Origin of the sequence: Sphingomonas sp. PP-CC-1A-547, from assembly GCF_003610375.1 — a bacterium.
Lineage (GTDB): Bacteria > Pseudomonadota > Alphaproteobacteria > Sphingomonadales > Sphingomonadaceae > Sphingomonas.
Genome location: NZ_RAPZ01000013.1, coordinates 82,167 through 100,445 on the forward strand (window position 1 = coordinate 82,167; position 18,279 = coordinate 100,445).

Sequence of the window (18,279 nt, forward strand, 5' to 3'; positions counted from 1 at the left end):
GGAGTGAATTATGGCTAACCATGTGAACCCCGGCGTCCTGCCGGCGGATGATTATCGTCGCGTGAAGACCCCGACCCGCATCTCGTGGGGCGCAATCTTCGCCGGCGTCGTCATCGCGATCGCGATCCAGCTGGTGCTCGGCATCCTCGGCACCGGCATCGGCCTCAGCCTGGTCGATCCGGTCGAGGGCACGACTCCCGGCGCGACCGGCTTCGGCATCGGCGCAGGGATCTACTGGATCATCACGACGGTCATCGCGCTGGGCGCAGGCGGTTACGCCGCAGCACGCAGCGCTGGCGTACATGACCGCTTCGACGGCCTGATCCACGGCCTGGTCGTCTGGGGCGTCACCCTGATCCTCACCATGTACCTGCTCACCTCGGCCGTCGGCGGCATCATCGGCGGCGCATTCCGCACCGTCGGTTCGGTCGCATCGGCAGCCGGCACCGGCATCGGCGCAGCAGCCCCGAAGGTTGCCGACGTCGCCAATGTCGACGTCACCGACGTTCGCGCCGAAGCTGCTCAGTATCTGTCGGACGCACCGTCGGATCCCGCGCAGATGACGCCGGAGCAGGCGCAGAAGGAAATCGCCAAGGAGCTGCCGGCACTCGCAAAGGGTGGCCAGGACGGCGCGCAGGCTGAAAGCCGCATCGTCGACATCGTCGCTGCCCAGCGCAAGATCAGCCGTCCGGAGGCTCAGGCCCAGGTGACGCGCGCCAAGGCACAGTTCGTCCAGACCAAGAACAAGACCGTAGAGACCGCCAAGTCGGCCACCGACACCGCCGCCGGTGCAGCCGCAGGCACGTCGTTCATGATCGTGATCGCGCTGCTCATCGGCGCCGCCGCAGCAGGCTTCGGTGCGACCACCGCCGCCCGCCGCCGCGTCTACACCGACGCCGTCTGATACGGCCGATCGGTTCGTGTAACGGGCGCCGTCCGCGTAACTGGACGGCATCCCATTCGGCGAACGGCCGCGCAACCGCGCGGCCGTTCGTTCGTCAAACAGGTTACATCGTCGCTGCCGACCGGGTAAGGAGCCGCGGCGAGGACCTGATAGAAATCCAAGGGTACCGAGATGACCACGTCGCAACAGGATCGCCGTTCGCTTCGCATTGCCATCGTCCGCGCGTTGCAACTTGCTGACGCCCAGGACGACCATCTCGTGGCGGCCTTGCTGGCGCAGGCGCTCGACGCAGCTGAGAACGAGCTGTCCGAATAAAGTACCGATGGTACGTGCGCGCCACGAACATTTTATAATGAATGCTGCCGTCCGTCGGTCCACCGAAGACCAAAACTCGCCTCTGTGGGTTGGCTGATCGCGCCAAGCCTGCGATGGCAGCACCATGAATTCTCACGGAACACTGCTAGAGCCCGGTCGCAACTGCTGGCGGATCGAACCTGCCAAGCAGGCCACCGTCATCGTCGACGCCGACGATTATTTCAAAGCCGCCCGCGCGGTGATGATGAAGGCCAGGAAGCAGATCCTGCTCGTCGGCTGGGATTTCGACGCGCGCATCCGCTTCGGTAGTGGTGACGACGATGATGGCGGCCCCGAGCGCGTCGGCGAGTTCGTCACCTGGCTCGCGCGCCGCACGCCGGGGCTCAACATCCATATCCTCCGCTGGGATACCGGCGCGATCAAGACGCTGTTCCACGGCCAGACGCTGTTGCGGATCGCCAAGTGGATACGGGACCCGCAGGTCCATCTGCGGCTCGACGGCCATCATCCCCCCGCCGGTTCGCATCACCAGAAAGTGGTCGTGATCGACGACGACGTCGCGTTCTGCGGTGGGATCGACATGACCGTCGATCGCTGGGACACGCGCGCGCACGCCGACGACGAACCGCGCCGGATCGAGCCCGACGGCTCGCCCTACGGTCCGTGGCACGACGCGACCACGATCCTGCAAGGCCCCGTCGCGCGCGCACTCGGCGACATGTGCCGTGGCCGCTGGGAAGTGTCCGGCGGCGGCGCGCTGGAACCGGTGACTGGCGGCGCCGACTGCTGGCCCGATCATGTGAAGGCCGACTTTACCGACGTCGAAGTCGGCATCGCGCTCACGATCCCAGAAATGGCCGAACAGGAGCCCCGCCACGACATCGAGGCGCTGTACGTCGATCTGATCGCGCGGACGAAACGCTTCTTCTACGCCGAGAGCCAGTATTTTGCCTCCCGCAAAGTGGCCGAGGCGATCGGCAAGCGGCTGCGTGAACCCGACGGTCCCGAATTCGTCATCGTCCACCCGACCACCGCGGAGGGCTGGCTCGAACCGATCGCGATGGACTCCGCGCGCGCCCGGCTGGTCGAGGCCTTGCACGAACAGGACCCGCACAAGCGCCTACGCCTCTACCACCCCTTCACCGCGGGTGGGCAGCCGATCTACGTCCACGCCAAGGTGACGGTGGTCGACGACGAGGTGCTCCGCGTCGGCTCGTCCAACTTCAACAACCGCTCGTTGCGGCTCGACAGCGAATGCGACGTCGTCATCGACGCCGCGCGCGATCGCAACGCCGGTGAGCGCGACACGATCGCCAGCATCCGCAACGGCCTGCTCGCCGAGCATCTCGACACCGACGTCGCTACGATTGAGACATCGATCGCGGAAACGGGCTCGCTGATCGAGACGATCGAACGGTTGCGCGGCGACGGCCGCTCGCTCCGCCCGTACGAGGTCCCCGAACTCGACTCCGTCCGCGAGTGGCTGGCCGACAACAAGATCCTCGATCCCGAGGGTCCGGGCGAGATGTTCGAGGGACTGTCGGGCCGCAAGCCGCTGCTCAAGAACCTGCGCCCGCACCTCCACCGCGCCGACGGCAGCATCTCGCCGGTCATGGCCGCGGTCGCAGTGGGCGGCACCGCGGCCGGCATTGCGCTGGTCGGCACGATGCTGTGGGGACTCCGCACCAAGAAATGACGCGCAAATCCTCCCTCCGCTTGGGGGGAAGGATCAACCTCGAAGCTCATCCTCGAACGCGCGCACGATCCGCCGGTCGGGGATGAGCCACAGCGCTACCACCGCCACGTACAGCGCGATCGCGAACCAGCGGCTGACGAACGCGAGCGGCACGCCGGTGAAATACAGCGCGATGCTGCCCCACCCCTTCCAGTCGGAACCGATCGCGCGCGCGACCGCAGACTCCTTGCCGTTGCAGGCGATGATCGCGCGTTCGGTCAGCGAATAGCCGATCGCCGCGAGCCCCAGGACGATGCCGTAAGCTGCCGTCGCCCCCGCCGCGAACGCGCTCTCGTCGAGCCAGCGGATCACGAACGGTACCAGGCTCAGCCAGAACAGCAGGAACAGGTTCGCCCACATCACACGCCCGTCGACGCGCTCGACCGCGGAAAACATGTGGTGGTGATTGTTCCAGAACAGCCCGACGTTCACGAAGCTCAACACATACGCCAGCAGCACCGGCGCGCTGCCGATCAACGCGTGCAGGTCGCCCGTTTCCGGCACCTTCAGTTCCAGCACCATGATCGTGATGATGATCGCGACCACGCCGTCGGTGAAGGCCTCGACTCTCCCCGGCCCCAGTCGTTGTCCGCTCATGGTCGCCCCCGCCAGCTCTCACCGTGAGCTTGGCCAAAATAAGAAATATGAACTCAGTATCTTGCAATAAACCGGCTCGGTCTCGGCCGTTGCGATACTATGACCTATATACGATCGACCGATCTATCCCAGTCCAATCCGGGCTTTTACATCGCGTCGCGGCGTGTCATTCATCCGGCGACGCAGTTTCTGTTTGCCATTTGTAGACGTGATAAACGCCCGGCAGATCAGGAAAACCTGTGTTCGGAGAGGCTTGACCCTGAATCGCACGCTTCCTTGCACTTCCATGACAAGACGGAGTTACCGAAATGAGCAGCGGCTTCATCAAGACCGAAGACGGCGTCGACATCTTCTACAAGGATTGGGGACCCAAGGACGCGCAGCCAATCGTGTTCCACCACGGCTGGCCCTTGTCGTCGGACGACTGGGACACGCAGATGCTGTTCTTCCTCGCCGAGGGCTACCGCGTCGTCGCGCATGATCGCCGCGGGCATGGCCGCTCGTCACAGGCCGAAACCGGCAACGACATGGATCATTATGCCGCCGACGCTTCCGCCGTGGCCGAGCATCTCGACCTGACCAACGCAGTGCATATCGGCCACTCGACCGGCGGCGGCGAAGTCGCGCGCTATGTCGCGCAGTTCGGCCAGCCCCAGGGGCGCGTCGCCAAGGCCGTCCTCGTCAGCGCGGTCCCGCCGCTGATGCTCAAGACCGACGCCAATCCCGGCGGCACGCCGATCGCGGTGTTCGACGGGTTCCGCAAGGCGCTCGCCGAAAACCGCGCGCAGTTCTTCCTCGATGTCGCATCGGGGCCGTTCTACGGCTTCAACCGTCCGAACGCCGTCGTCTCGGACGGCGTCGTCCGGAATTGGTGGCGCCAGGGCATGATGGGCAGCGCGCTCGCACATTACGACGGCATCAAGGCGTTTTCGGAGACCGACCAGACCGCGGATCTGGAGGCGATCACCGTGCCGATGCTGGTGCTGCAAGGCGATGACGACCAGATCGTCCCCTATGAAGACGCCTCGCTCGTACAGGCGAAACTGCTCAAGAACGCCACGCTGAAGATCTACAAGGGCTTTCCGCACGGCATGCTGACGACGCACGCCGAGGTCCTCAACCCCGATCTGCTGGCGTTCGTGAAAAGCTGAACACCCGCCACGACCGGCCCGCCGCGTGCTCTGCGATTTCGCGGCGGGCCGATACCTTAGAAGCTGACCGTCAGCTGGGATCGCGCGGCGCTTGCGTCGCCTGTTGCCGCCACAGCATCCACGCCACCCCGGCCAGCACTGCCGTCGCCGCAAGCAGCACCGCCCACAGCACGATATTCCGCGTCGGCGCCCCCGCATCGCCGAGCGCCGACAGCGTCACCGTCGCGGCCGGCACCGACACCAGCCGCGCTTCGCCCGGCCTGCCCTGCCCATCGGCAAGATCGGCGGGTGACAGGAACACGTCCTTCGCCACAACGCGCCCGGCCGCCAGCGTGAACGGCGCAGTGCCGCTGGCGAGGAAGATCACGCCGCGGTCCGCAAAGCCGATCCGCAAGCGCGGCGCGACGGTGAACCCCGCGCTGCGAGCATCGGCCTCGATCCGGATCGCACGCGGCGTGTCGCCGGACAGCGTGATGTCGCGCCCGCCATCGCTGCGCGCGACGCCTTGCCCCAGCAAGGTCCAGGGCTGCTCGCGGTCGTCCCGCCCCAATATCCGAACCGGAACGACGCCATCGCCCTCGACCGGTATCACCCGCAAGCTCGCCATCGGTGTCGCGAACGGCACCGCGAAATCGACGGCGCGCGCATTTCCGGACGTCAACGCGGGCGCCTGAGCCTCGACCGTTTCCGACGTCGCCGCACCGTCGGGCCGCACGTCGAGCACGGCGCCACGGATCGCAACCGGCGCCAGCAACCGAGACCCCGCGCTCCACGTGATCCGCAGATACTCCCGCGCCACGGCAGCACCGTCCAACGCGACGATCGACGACCGCACCGTCTCGCCCCCGCGCCGATAGACCGTCGCCTCGCCCAACCGCCGCCACTCGCGCAGGTCCGCACTGGCCTCGACCGTCAAGTTCACCGGCTGGCCCACCGGCAAGTCCGCGGCAACGGCAACCCGCTCGACCGCGCCCGACACACGCCGCGCATCGAGCAGCACGCCGAGCAGCACGGGCGCGCCGCCAGCCGCGACCGGCTCGCCGCGCACTTCGGCAACCTGTGCCGCACCGCGCCCATCGAGCCTCAACGACACGCCCGACACCTTCAGCGCATCGGGCGCCCCCAGGATCGGCATCGGATCGAGCGACACATGGCCGACCACCGCGGACGCGCCTGCACGGGCGATCGGCATCGCCCGCCCCTTCGCATCGAACACGCGCAAATCATGCCCGTCGCGAGTCTGCAATCCTGCCAGTACCGCGGCCGGCAACGCCAGTCGCTGGACTTTCGCACCCGCCTCCACCGACAGCGGCAAGCGAAGCGCATAGCCGTCCGGCTCGCCATCCGATCCCGCCGGCGCCGCAGCGGACAACAGCGCGGCACCAACCAGCGCACCCAACCGCCACCGAACCCCGCTCATGCCACCGCCCCGCGTTTCGTATCGTCCGACGCTACCTTAGGGGGCAGCGGCGCCAGATACCCAACCAGCAGCATCAGCATCCCGACCGCAATGAAGGCGATGATCCGCGCACCGCCGCCGGTCGCGTACAGATCGACCACCAACAGCTTGACGACGGTCGCCCCCAACAGGCTTGCCCCCGCCAGCCACAGGCTGCGCGTCGCACGCCGATGCGCGGCGACCATCAGCGTCAGCGCGATCACCGTCCACAGGATCGCGATCCCGGTCTCCACCAGCGCATTGCCGAGCAGCGTATCCGCCTCCCATGCGACGCCCGCGAGATGGTGCGCCGTCCGCAACCACGCGCCGTTCGCCGCGACGAAACCAAGCGCGGCGATCGGCAGCCAGATGCGCTTGCTCGCCAACAGCGCCGCGCCCGCCGGCACCGCATCCGCGGCCAGCACCGCCCGCCGCCACAGCAACAGCACGCCCGCCGCCAGCGCGACCATCACGTCGACCGGATTGAGCACCGGCACGAACGGCAACGGCGCGGTATCGCCCGACGAAAACAGCGCGATCGCGACTGCGCCACCGAAGATGCCCAGCGCGATCGGCACCGCCGCCGTCCACGCATAGTCCAGCGCATGGCGATCGAGCGGCCACCGCCGCCCTGCCCGCTCGCCGCGCAAAGCCGGTCCCGCCCACAGCATAAGGCCTGCAAGCACCGCCACCGCGCCGGCCAGGAACGTCACCTCGTTCCACGCCGTCGACCACAGTGCCGCGCGATCGATCCCGAACCACAGCATGTCGGCGAGCAGGACCACCGCCAGCCAGACGCCGGCGACATGGCTAGCCGACGCCACCGCCCGCGTGCCGGGTGCCTCGACGTCGTCACGGTCGCTGCGGAACAGCATCCACCCATGCACCGCGAGTGCGACGATCCACAGGAAACAGCCCGGCGACGACAGCACGGTGCCGCCCCGATCGGCCTGCCCCACGAAGCCGATCCACAACGCGCCCACGCTCACGCGCGCCGGCCACGCCGCGACCGGCCAGTCGCGACGTCGCGCGATCGTCTGGAACGCCGCTGCGCTGACCAGATACGCCAGCATCGCCAACAAGATCTGCACGTTCGTCGAGAACACCGGCACCGGCGACAGCGATCGCTCGACCGCCGGATAAAGCCGCGTCGCCTCCATCAGCCAGCCGATCCACCACGCCGCAAACCCGGTGAGGAACGCCGGCGTCGCGATCACCGCCTCGCCCCGCGCATAGGCCTTCGCAAGCCGCGTCTCGCCGGGCGCGATCGTCTCCCGTGCGAACCACGCCGTCGCGAACCACCCGAGCGCCATCAGGATCGCACCGACGAACGCCGGATTGGCGAACGGCAGCGCCGCGATGTTGTCGTCGAGCGTGCCGAGATACAGCAAGGTCGCGACGACCTGCAGCGCCAGCCCGAACAGCCGCGGCATCCAGCGCGCCTGCCGCATCCCGACCCAGAACGCGCCCGCGCCTTCCAGCGCCCACGCCGCCGAGGTCCAGCGCGCGCCCAGCGCAAGCGGGATCGCCATCGTGACGAAGCCGATGCCGATCGCCAGCATCGCCTCATTCATCACGCGCAGCCCCTCTTGCTGGCGGCGCCGTGCCACCAGCGAGACACCCAGATACAGCGCCGCAAAGCCCAATGCCGCAAACGCGCTGCCGAACGGCCGATCGCCGATCAACGCGACCTCGAGCCCGAACCCGGCCAGCGCCGGCCCGAACAACAACGTCGTATCGACCGCGTTGCCGAACTTGCCCGGCGTCGCCCGCGTATAAAGGACGGCCGTCACGACATAGATCAGCACCGAGACGATCAGGAATATCTGCGCGACCAGGAAATGCTCGGGCCGATACGCGGTCGCGCCCCACAGGCTCGCAATCCCGAAGGTCGCGAAGAACCCAACCAGGTTCAGCACGCGCCAGGTCCGTGCCCGTGCGATGAACAGGATCGCGAGGTTCAGGATCGTGCCGTACCCGAACAGGCCGAGCGCATTGCCGCCCTCCCCGCCCAGCAGCAACGGCACCGCGAACCCGCCCGCGAACGCCGTCACCGCCAGGGCCTGCGAACGCTGCAACAGCGCCAGTGCACAGCCGAGCGCGCAGACCGCGATCATCAGCACGAACGCCGCGGACAGCGGTACGAGATCGTAGAAGCGCGCCGCCCCGAACAGCGTCAGATAGATGATCGCGACGCCACCGCCCTGCAACGCCAGCGCGAAATCCGGTCGCTTGGTCCGCGTCCGAAAGCCGATGCCGAGCAGCGCGATGCCGAACAGGCCGACCACCGCGAGACGGAACTCAATCGGGAACAGCCCCGCCGCCGCGGCATAGCTGGCGAGGAACGACAGTCCGACGAACAGGATCACGAGCCCGAGCCGGACGATCGTGTTGCCGCCGAACAGCCAGCCGCGCGCAGCCGCAACGCCGCTCGCCAACCAGCCCGGCTCGCTTGGTTCGGCGGGCGCAGGTACAGACGCAGCGCGGTCGCCCGAAGGCGGCGAACCCCAGCGGCTTCCCGCCGCGGTATCGAAATCGGTCAGTGCTTCACGTTGCGATACGACCTCCGGCGCGACCGTCGCGGTCGGCGGCTCGGCGACCAACGGCTCGATCGATCGCGGCGTGGTGCGGACCTCGGGCGCATCGGCGACACCGTCCGTGCGATAACGCGGCGCGTCCATCAGTTCGTTGACGTGGGCCCGCAACAAGGCGACCTCGGCGCTCAGTACCGCCGTCTCGCGCACGATCTCGGTCCGCATCGCCCGCCGCAACGCCCAGCCGATGCACAAGCCAACCGCCCCGCCCAAGAATAAAGCGGTTTCTGAAAAGCTTCCGAGCACCCAGCCGAGCAAAGCGCCGACTATCGCCATCCAGATTAGCATCGTCCGCGCTGCCCTCGCCTAGTCATCGTCCCACCTACTCATGGACGTCTTTGCACTAACATGGCGCAAGCCCCGCCGCCGGTCGAGCGTGATTGCGAATACGCGCGCCGACTAAATTTAAGCTGCATGATCCCGTTTCTCGATTTCGCCCGTTAAGTGCCTGCCCTGCAACGAAAGGGTGCAAGACCAGGGGAGATACCGATGCAGGGGATGCGTGCATGGTGGCGTTGAGCGAACGGCGATCGGTCGTCGTCATCAGCGACTGGGTCGACGGCTGGCCTCCCGCGGATTCCTCCACCGCATCGGCCCCTCGCGACGGATCGGCATGGCGCGCGCTCGATCCCGCTAGCCGACCCTGGACGGGTGCCGCCGATCACCGCGAACCCGTCACGGGCGGATATCTGGAACGCCTGCCGCTTGCGCTCGTCGCGGCCGGAATCGTCGAGCAGGCCGAGATCTGGCATCACTGGCGCGGCGAAGGCGACCCGCCATTCCACCGCGACAGCCCGGTGCTCGCCCGCCGCGCCTTCCGCCTCGACCACGACCACGCACCGTTCGCCTCCACCGAGATGATCGATTTCGTGCGGACCTTCGGCGCACCGCACATCCTCGTCGTGCTCGGGCTAGGCGTCGCGCCCGAGATCCTCGCGCTCTGCGCGAACAGCATCATCCTCTACAATTCGATCGACGCGCCCTCGTTGCGCGTGCCACCTGAAGTCAGCGAACATTTCGATCTCGTCATCACCGGCGCGCAGTGGCAGTCGGACGAAGTCGAGGCGCGCCACCCCGGCATGCACACCGCGATCCTGCCGGTCGGTCCCGAATTCGCCGCGATCGACCAGTTCCGCCCGCTCGGCACGCCCAAGGATGTCGACCTGATCTACGTCGCCGCCGCGCAACCGTATAAGCGCCACGACATATTGTTCGAAGCACTCGCGCAACTCCCGCGCGACGTCCGCACGCTCTGCGTGTTCGGATACGGCGAGGACGCCGACGCGCTCCGCCAACGCGCACGCGACCAGAACCTCTCGATCGAGTTCGTCGGACCACCGGGCGTGCCTGTCGACGAGGTCAACCGCCTGATGAACCGCGCCAGGTTCGGTGTCGTCTGCGGCATCGAGGACGGCGCGCCGGCAATCCTCACCGAATACATGCTCGCCGGCCTGCCCGTACTCGCCAACGCAGAATTACGCTGCGGATTGCAGTTTATTCTGCCTGAGACCGGCATGACCGCTTCGACGACCGGGTTTGCCGATGCGATCCTTACAATGCGTGAAACCTACGCCGAATTCCGGCCCCGCGACGCCGTATTGGAGCGTTGGACTTGGCAGCATAGCGTTGTGCGTTTGGGTGCGATTATCCAGCAAATACATGATGCAAAGCAATTACATTTGCATAGTCAGGTCTGAGGCGTGGGCTTAGGTTCGATCAACAACGCGGATGACCGCGGATTCGCGGATTGGAAGAGCGTGCACGGTATCGGACCTACTCCCACCCTTGCCACGACCGACGATACGAGCCCGCCGCCGCCGCTGATCTGCTTCTCGCATCTCCGCTGGGATTTCGTCACGCAGCGCCCGCAGCATCTGATGAAGCGGTTCGCGCAATCCCAGAGCGTGTTCGTCTGGGAAGAACACATCCCCTGCGACCATCCGCTGCCATTCCTCGAACACCACCCGTTTCCCGCGGATAACGTGATCGCGCTACGGCCACGCCTGCCGCACTGGTGGAACGCCGAGCAGGTCGAGGCAGGGTTGCGGCAACTCCTCGACATGCTGGTCGCGACGAGCATCCGGACCAAGCCCGTCCTCTGGTTCTACACCCCAATGATGCTCCCGTTCGCCGAGCATCTGGATGCCGCTGCGATCGTCTACGACTGCATGGACGAACTGTCCGCGTTCCGCTTCGCCGACCCCGCCCTGCTCGACCGCGAAGCGCGACTGCTCGAACGCGCCGACCTCGTCTTCACCGGTGGCTACAGCCTGTACGAAGCCAAGCGCGGCCGCCACCGCGACGTTCACGCCTTCCCCTCCGCCGTCGACGTTGCGCACTTCGCACAAGCGCGGACCGGCAACATCGAACCCGAGGACCAGCGCCACATCCCCGGTCCTAAACTCGGTTTCTTCGGCGTCATCGACGAACGCATCGACTTAGCGTTGCTTGACGCAGTCGCTGCTCGGCGACCGGACTGGTCGTTCGTAATGATCGGCCCGGTCGTGAAGATCGACCCCGCGCACCTGCCACGCCGCGCCAACATCCACTGGCTCGGCGGCCGCGGTTACAACGAACTCCCTGCCTACCTCTCGGGCTGGGACGTCGCGCTGATGCCGTTCGCGATCAACGCTGCGACGCGCTTCATCAGCCCGACCAAGACCCCCGAATATCTCGCCGGCGGCCTGCCCGTCGTCTCGACCCCGATCGTCGACGTGATCCGCCACTACGGCGACGCGGCGGCCGTGACAATCGCCGCCGATGCGACCGCGTTCGTCACCGCCTGCGAAGCCGCGCTTGCCCTCCCCCGCGAAGGCGCGTGGCGCGACGAAGCCGACCGCCTGCTCGCCACGCAATCCTGGGACCGCACGCAAACCGCCATGGCCACCGAGATCGACCGCATCCTCCAGGCGAAACGAACCTTCCGCCCCGCCCCGAAGCGCGAACGCTACGACACGCTGATCGTCGGCGCAGGGTTCGCCGGCGCGGTCCTCGCCGAACGCCTGGCCAACGACAGCGGCCAGCGCGTCCTCGTCGTCGACCGCCGCCCGCACATCGGCGGAAACGCGTATGACGAGCATGATGCGGCGGGTGTGCTGATCCACCGCTACGGCCCGCACATCTTCCACACCAATTCCAAGGACGTGTTCGACTATCTCTCGCGCTTCACCGACTGGCGACCGTACGAACATCGCGTCCTCGCCAGCGTCGACGACAAGCTCGTGCCGATGCCGATCAACCGCACCACGCTCAACGAACTATACGGCCTGTCGCTCAAGAACGACGCGGAAGCCGCCGCCTTCCTCGCCAGCCGCGCGGAATCGGTCGAGGACATCCGTACCTCCGAAGACGTCGTCGTCGCCGCAGTCGGTCGCGATCTCTACGAGACGTTCTTCCGCGGCTACACGCGGAAACAATGGGGCCTCGACCCGTCCGAGCTCGACCGCGCCGTCACCGCGCGCGTGCCGACGCGCACCTCGACCGACGACCGCTATTTCACCGACAAGTTCCAGGCGATGCCCGCCAACGGCTACACCCGGATGTTCGAGGCGATGCTCGATCACCCCGGCATCACGCTCGATCTCGGCGTCGAATATCGCGACGTGATCGACCGCATCGACGTCGACCACATCGTCTTCACCGGCCCGATCGACGAGTATTTCGACTTCCGCTTCGGCAAGCTGCCCTATCGCAGCCTCCAATTCCGCCACGAGACGCACGACGTCGCACAGTTCCAGCCGGTCGCAGTCGTCAACTATCCCGACGAAACCGTGCCGCAGACCCGCATCACCGAATACAAGCACCTGACCGGCCAGCTCCACGCGAAGACCAGCATCAGCTACGAATTCCCAAGCGCGGAAGGTGATCCTTACTACCCTATCCCGCGTCCAGAAAACCAAGCCCTGTTCAAACGCTACGAGGCACTTGCCGATGCGGAGGACGGCGTTACCTTCGTCGGCCGGCTCGCGACGTATCGCTACTACAATATGGACCAAGTCGTGGGCCAGGCACTCGTCACCTATCGCCGCATGGTCGCGAAGTCCGCCGTCCTCGAAACTCCCGTGATGGCCGCCGAATGACCCGCATCTGCCTGTTGACCGACAGCCTCGCCCCGTCCGGCGTCGGCGCGCACATGATGACGCTCGCCGAAGGATTGGGCGGAGACGAGGTCATCGTCGCCGCGCGGCCCGGAACCGGCCTGCTCGAACACGCCGCCGCCAAGGGCTATGCGGTGAAAGCGCTCGACGACGATGCGGGCCTTGCACGCTGGCTCGACCGCGCAGCGCCCGACATCGTCCACGTCCACGCCGGTATCGGCTGGGAAGGCCACGCCGCCGTCCGCGCCGCGCACGCGGCGGGCGTGCCGGTGATCCGCACCGAACACCTCCCCTACCTCCTGACCGACCCTGCGCAGCGCGACGAGCACCGCGACACCTCGGCCGCACTCGCGCGCCTGATCTGCGTCTCGGACGCAGTCGGCGATAGTCACCGCGCGGCAGGCGTCGATCCGGCCCTCGTCGCGACGATCCACAACGGCGTCGGCGCGCACAAACCCTCACGCTGGCGTGAAGCCCTGCGCCGCGAATGGGGCGTCGGCAATGCCCCCGTCCTGCTAATGGTCGCGCGCTTTGCCGAGCAAAAGGGCCACGCGCTCCTGCTCGACGCGTTGCCCGCAATCCGCGCCGCGCACCCCGACGTGATCGTGCTGCTCGCCGGCGAAGGCCCCCTCCTCACCCAGACCGCGCGCGCGATTGCAGCAAAGGATCTGGCCGGCACCGTCCGCATGCTCGGCACGCGCAACGACGTCGCCGACCTGATGACGATCGCCGACCTGCTCGTCCTCCCCTCGGCATTCGAAGGCCTGCCGCTGGTCGCGCTCGAGGCAATGGCAGCGGGCCTCCCCGTCGTCGCTACCGTTGCACCGGGCAATGCCGAAGCGATCGAGGACGGCGTCACCGGTCGCCTCACCGCCGCAGACCCGGCCAGTTTCGCCGATGCGATCGTCACGCTGCTAGCCGACCGCGACAGCCTGAAAACAATGGCCAGCGCCGCGATCGAGCGCCAGCAGGACCTATTCTCGGCCGATCGCATGATCGCCGACACGCGCGCGATCTACGCCGCCGTGCACGACCAGACAGACACCAAACATAAGGGAGACGGCGTGGAGCGGACACGGATCGGGTTCATCGGCGCAGGCGGCATCGCCAATCGCCATTTCGGCGTGCTGGAGCAGTTCGACGACGTCGCGATCGTCGCGGTCGCCGACGTCGACATGGCCCGCGCGACCGAGGCCGCCGCCCGCTTCGGCGCGCGCGCGTTCGACGATGCCGCGGCGATGCTGGCCGCGGTCGAGCTCGACGCGCTCTACATTTGCGTGCCGCCGTTCGCGCACGGCGAGCCCGAACGCCTCGCGATCGAGCACAAGCTCCCGTTCTTCGTCGAGAAGCCCGTCGCGCTCGATCTCGGCACCGCAGAGGACGTCGCAGCGGCAGTCGACCGGCTCGGTCTCGTCACCGCAGTCGGCTATCACTGGCGCTATCTAGACACCGTGGACGAGGTGAAGGCGCTGCTCTCGGCGACCCCCGCCCGCCTCCTCTCCGGCTATTGGCTCGACTCCACCCCGCCGCCGCGCTGGTGGTGGAAGAAGGACGCATCGGGCGGCCAGATGCTCGAACAGACGACGCACCTGGTCGATCTCGCGCGCTACCTCGTCGGCGACGTCGTCCGCGTCTACGGCCAGTCAGGCCACATCGACCGCGCCGCCTTCCCCGGCCTCGACGTAGCGACGACCAGCACCGCGATGCTCACCTTCGCCAGCGGCGCGATCGCCAACTTCGCGTCCACCTGCCTGCTCAACTGGAACCACCGCGTCGGCCTCCATTTGTTCGGCGAAGGCCTCGCGATCGAACTGACCGACCGCGACGTGATGATCGACATCGGCCGCGGCCGCCCGGTGCGCGGCACCGGCAGTGATCCGGTCGTACTGGAGGATCGCGACTTCATCGACGCAGTCCGCGGGGCTGAGAACCGCATCCGCTGCCCCTACCCCGCCGCGCTCGAAACACTCCGCCTCGCGCTGGCGATCGAACGCTCCGCCGTCGAAGGCCGCGCGATCGACGTCCGCGAGCGGGAGGTGATCCATGTCTGAGTGGCGCCACGTCCGCTCGCTCGGCGTCGAACGTCCCGGCCAGGCCTATTTCTTCGGCTATGACGAGGCACCTCCGGGCGACGGTCAGGTCCGCCTCGACCTGCTCTACACCGGGTTCTCCGCCGGCACCGAACTCACCTTCGTCAAGAACAGCAACCCGTATCTCCACTCGCGCTGGGATGCAGGTCGCGGCGTGTTCGTCCCCGGCGAACCGAGCGCGCACTATCCGGTGCCGTTCCTCGGCTACATGGAATGCGCACGCGTCAGCGACAGCCGGGTCGACGATTTCGCAAACGGCGACGTCGTCGGCACGGTGTTCGGCCACAAGACCGGCCACACCGCGGATCCGTTCAACGACCTGCTGACCAAGCTCCCGCCCGAGCTCGATCCGATCCTCGGCATCTATATCGGCCAGATGGGCCCGATCGCTGCCAACGGCATTCTTCACGCGGACGTCGAACTGCTCGGGCCCAATGTCGTCAACCTAGGCGACGGCATCCGCGGCCGCCCCGCCTTGGTGATCGGCGCCGGCATCGTCGGCATGCTGACGGCCCTGTTCGCCCAGGCCGCCGGCGCCAGCGAAGTCGTGATCGCCGACCCGTCCTCCTTCCGCCGCCTGCGCGCCGAATGCCTCGGCATCACCGCGATGACCGAGGACCAGGCCTGGGCGTATGCCAAGGCACGCTGGCTGCACGGTGGCGACGATCGCGGCGCGGACGTCGTGTTCCAGACCCGCGCCGACGCCGCCAGCCTCCACGCCGCGATGCGCGCGCTGAGGCCGCAGGGCACGGTGATCGACCTCGCTTTCTACCAGGGCGCCGCCGACCGGCTCCGGCTCGGCGAGGAGTTCCACCACAACGGCCTCAACCTCCGCTGCGCCCAGATCAACCGCGTCCCGCGCGGCCTTGGCTTCCAATGGGACCGCCGCCGCCTCGCCAACGAGACGGTGAAGCTGCTCCTCGCGCGTGGCCCCGAGATCCGCGCGCAGCTCATCACGCACGTCGTCCCCTATGACGACGCCCCCAAGTTCATCGCAAAGCTGGTCGGCGAACGGCCCGAGTTCCTCCAGATCGTGTTCAAGGTCGGCGATTGAATACCGCACTCACTGCCGACGCCCGCCCGATCCGCATCCTGTTCGTCTTCGCCTGGCTCGTCGTCGGCGGCGAGGAGACGGAAGTGCGCCTGCTCGCCCAGGCGCTTGATCCAACCCGCTACCGGATCGAGGTCGTCGCCTGCTTCCGAAAAGACGGCATGCCCGAACAGACGCACGCGCAACTCGAAGCGATCGGCGTCCCCGTAGACCGCACGCCCTACGCGCTCGGCTTCGACGAGACCGTCGCCTACCTCGCGAGCAAGCTGCCCGCGTACGACGTGGTCATCTCGTGCCAGAACGTCGCGGACATCTATCCCGCGCTGGAACGCATGCACCTCCACCCGCCGTTGATCGAACATGGCGGCCTCGTCTCCGAGGCGCTCGCCGGCCCCAAGCATTTCACCGCACGCTATGTCGGCGTATGCGCCTCGATCCGTGACGCCGCCGCTGGCCGCATGCCTGATCGCCCGCAGCATGCGATCGAGATTCCCTCGATGGTCGATACCGGCGCGTTCGATCCTGCCCGACGCGCGCCCATGCGGGCCGCACTCGGTATCGCCGACGACGTCCCGCTGATCGGCTGGCTGGGCCGCCTCGACCCGAAGAAGCGCGTCGAGGATTTCATCGAAGCCGCTGCAGTGGTCCACGCCCGCCACCCCCGTGCGCGCTTCGTGGTAATCGGCGGACCGGACGCCTTCATCCCCGAATACGCCGTCGCCCTCCGCAACCGAGCGCACGCACTCGGCCTCGACACCGCCTTGACCTTCCTCGGCGACCGCGACGACGTCCCCGACCTGCTCGCCGCACTCGACATCTTCGTCTGGCTCTCCGGCGGTGAAGGCATGCCGCACGTCATCGCCGAAGCCGGCGCCGCACGCCTCCCCGTCATAGCGACCCGAGACAACGGCTCCGAGCAACAGATCGTCGACGGGGTCAGCGGCCTGTTCGTGCCCCATGAAGACCCGCCCGCGGTGGCTACTGCGATCACGAAACTCATCGAAGACCCGGCACTGCGGACCCGCCTCGGCACTGCCCTCCGTGCCAAGGTCGACAGCGAGTATGCCGTCGCCGCCGTCGTCCCCCGCTGGGAAGCGCTGTTTGCCGAAGTCCTGTCCGACCGGCCGCCCGTGCCCCGCCCGACCGGCCTGTTCCGGAGCTTCCTGCAAGGCGGCTTCGAATCCTCCACGCACCGCCGCGCGCACGACCGCAAGCGCGTCGACGTCATCGCCGCCAGCCACCACGACATCCTCGCCGCGCATGATTACAGTGAACTCACCAAGCTCGGCATCCTGACCGTCCGCGACGGCCTGCGCTGGCATCTGATCGAACGCGAACCCGGCCGCTACGACTGGTCCAGCCTCGACCGCCAGCTGGAAGCCGCCAAGGCGATCGGCACCGAAGTCATCTGGGACCTGCTGCATTACGGCTGGCCCGACGACATCGACATCTGGACGCCCGCCTTCGTCACGCGCTTCGCCGCCTTGGCCGCCGCCGCCGCGCGTCATATCGGGCCAGCCGGACCCGGCGAGACCCGCTTCTACGCCCCGGTCAACGAGATCTCGTTCTTCGCCTGGGGCGGCGGCGACGCAGCCTATCTCAACCCGTTCGCCCAAGGCCGCGGCTACGAACTCAAGGTCCAACTCGCCCGCGCATCGATCGCCGCGATGGAAGCGATCCTCGCGATCGACCCCGCCGCGCGGTTCGTCCACGCCGACCCGGTCATCAACGTCATCACCGACCCCGCCCGCCCGAACGACGCCCCCGCCGCTGAAGGCCACCGCCTCGCGCAATACCAGGCCTGGGACATGATCGCGGGGAAAGCATGGCCCCAGATCGGCGGCCGCGCGCCATTGCTGGATATCGTCGGCGTCAATTTCTATCACAACAACCAGTGGATCCACGGCGGACCCCCGCTAGCGTACGACCACCCCCTCAGCCGCCCGCTCCACGCGATCCTCGCCGACGCCTACGCGCGCTATGGCCGCCCGATCTTCATCGCCGAAACCGGCATCGAAGGCAGCGCCCGTCCCGCCTGGCTCCGCATGATCCTGCGCGAGGTGACAATCGCCCAATCGCTCGGCGTGCCCGTCGAGGGTGTGTGCCTCTACCCCATCCTCGACCACCCCGGCTGGGACGACGACCGCTACTGCCCCAACGGCCTGCTCGCCTGCTCGCCGGTCCTCGCCGACCGCGTGCCGAACGCTGCGCTCGCCGACGTCATCCGGCAGGCGCAGGGGCCCGATATCCTGCGTTAACTTGGTCCCCGATACTGATCGAAGTCGATACGATCGAGGGGACATTTCC

Annotated in this window: 12 protein-coding genes; 9 read left to right on the forward strand and 3 right to left on the reverse strand. The window is 67.4% G+C overall.

Going from position 1 to position 18,279, the window contains the following annotated elements:
• Positions 1–10: 10 nt before the first annotated feature.
• From C8J39_RS13880 to C8J39_RS13885, 3 genes are all read left to right on the forward strand, one after another.
• Positions 11–904 carry a hypothetical protein gene (locus C8J39_RS13880; RefSeq protein ID WP_120301017.1) on the forward strand — a complete coding sequence of 298 codons (894 nt, stop codon included), beginning with the start codon at positions 11–13 and terminating at the stop codon, positions 902–904.
• Positions 905–1,075: 171 nt separating this feature from the next.
• On the forward strand, positions 1,076–1,219 hold the full coding sequence (locus C8J39_RS18830; protein ID WP_156348916.1) for a hypothetical protein: 144 nt from the start codon (positions 1,076–1,078) through the stop codon (positions 1,217–1,219).
• A gap of 124 nt (positions 1,220–1,343) precedes the next feature.
• The gene (locus C8J39_RS13885) at positions 1,344–2,915 is read left to right on the forward strand and encodes a phospholipase D-like domain-containing protein (RefSeq protein WP_120301018.1); all 1,572 of its coding nucleotides are present in this window, start codon (positions 1,344–1,346) and stop codon (positions 2,913–2,915) included.
• Positions 2,916–2,948: 33 nt separating this feature from the next.
• Here the strand turns inward: C8J39_RS13885 and C8J39_RS13890 are convergent, their stop codons facing one another.
• Complete coding sequence (locus C8J39_RS13890) at positions 2,949–3,551, reverse strand: TMEM175 family protein (protein WP_243650109.1); 603 nt, start codon at positions 3,549–3,551, stop codon at positions 2,949–2,951.
• Between the two features lie 308 nt (positions 3,552–3,859).
• Between C8J39_RS13890 and C8J39_RS13895 the strand changes: the two genes are divergently transcribed.
• Complete coding sequence (locus C8J39_RS13895) at positions 3,860–4,702, forward strand: alpha/beta fold hydrolase (RefSeq protein ID WP_120301019.1); 843 nt, start codon at positions 3,860–3,862, stop codon at positions 4,700–4,702.
• A gap of 70 nt (positions 4,703–4,772) precedes the next feature.
• Here C8J39_RS13895 and C8J39_RS13900 read toward each other — a convergent pair whose 3' ends face one another.
• The gene (locus tag C8J39_RS13900) at positions 4,773–6,122 is read right to left on the reverse strand and encodes a DUF3999 family protein (RefSeq protein ID WP_120301020.1); all 1,350 of its coding nucleotides are present in this window, start codon (positions 6,120–6,122) and stop codon (positions 4,773–4,775) included.
• Positions 6,119–9,010: a DUF2339 domain-containing protein gene (locus C8J39_RS13905; protein ID WP_243650111.1), complete on the reverse strand. Its 2,892-nt coding sequence runs from the start codon at positions 9,008–9,010 to the stop codon at positions 6,119–6,121. The genes C8J39_RS13900 and C8J39_RS13905 overlap by 4 nt, the downstream gene beginning before the upstream one ends.
• Before the next feature lie 230 nt (positions 9,011–9,240).
• Here C8J39_RS13905 and C8J39_RS13910 point away from each other — a divergent pair, with 230 nt between their 5' ends.
• The 5 genes from C8J39_RS13910 (at position 9,241) to C8J39_RS13925 (ending at position 18,230) form a co-directional block, all read left to right on the forward strand.
• Entirely contained in the window at positions 9,241–10,431 is a 1,191-nt protein-coding gene (locus C8J39_RS13910) for a glycosyltransferase family 4 protein (protein WP_120301022.1), read from the forward strand.
• 180 nt (positions 10,432–10,611) lie between these two features.
• Positions 10,612–12,813 (forward strand): UDP-galactopyranose mutase, encoded by a 2,202-nt coding sequence (gene glf / locus C8J39_RS13915; RefSeq protein WP_120301217.1) that lies wholly within the window; start codon positions 10,612–10,614, stop codon positions 12,811–12,813.
• On the forward strand, positions 12,810–14,882 hold the full coding sequence (locus C8J39_RS18955) for a glycosyltransferase (protein WP_207896976.1): 2,073 nt from the start codon (positions 12,810–12,812) through the stop codon (positions 14,880–14,882). Before glf ends, C8J39_RS18955 begins: the two co-directional genes overlap by 4 nt.
• On the forward strand, positions 14,875–15,975 hold the full coding sequence (locus tag C8J39_RS18960) for a zinc-binding alcohol dehydrogenase (RefSeq protein ID WP_207896977.1): 1,101 nt from the start codon (positions 14,875–14,877) through the stop codon (positions 15,973–15,975). Before C8J39_RS18955 ends, C8J39_RS18960 begins: the two co-directional genes overlap by 8 nt.
• Positions 15,972–18,230, forward strand: a complete 2,259-nt coding sequence (locus tag C8J39_RS13925; RefSeq protein WP_120301023.1) for a glycosyltransferase family 4 protein — start codon at positions 15,972–15,974, stop codon at positions 18,228–18,230. The genes C8J39_RS18960 and C8J39_RS13925 overlap by 4 nt, the downstream gene beginning before the upstream one ends.
• Positions 18,231–18,279 lie beyond the last annotated feature (49 nt).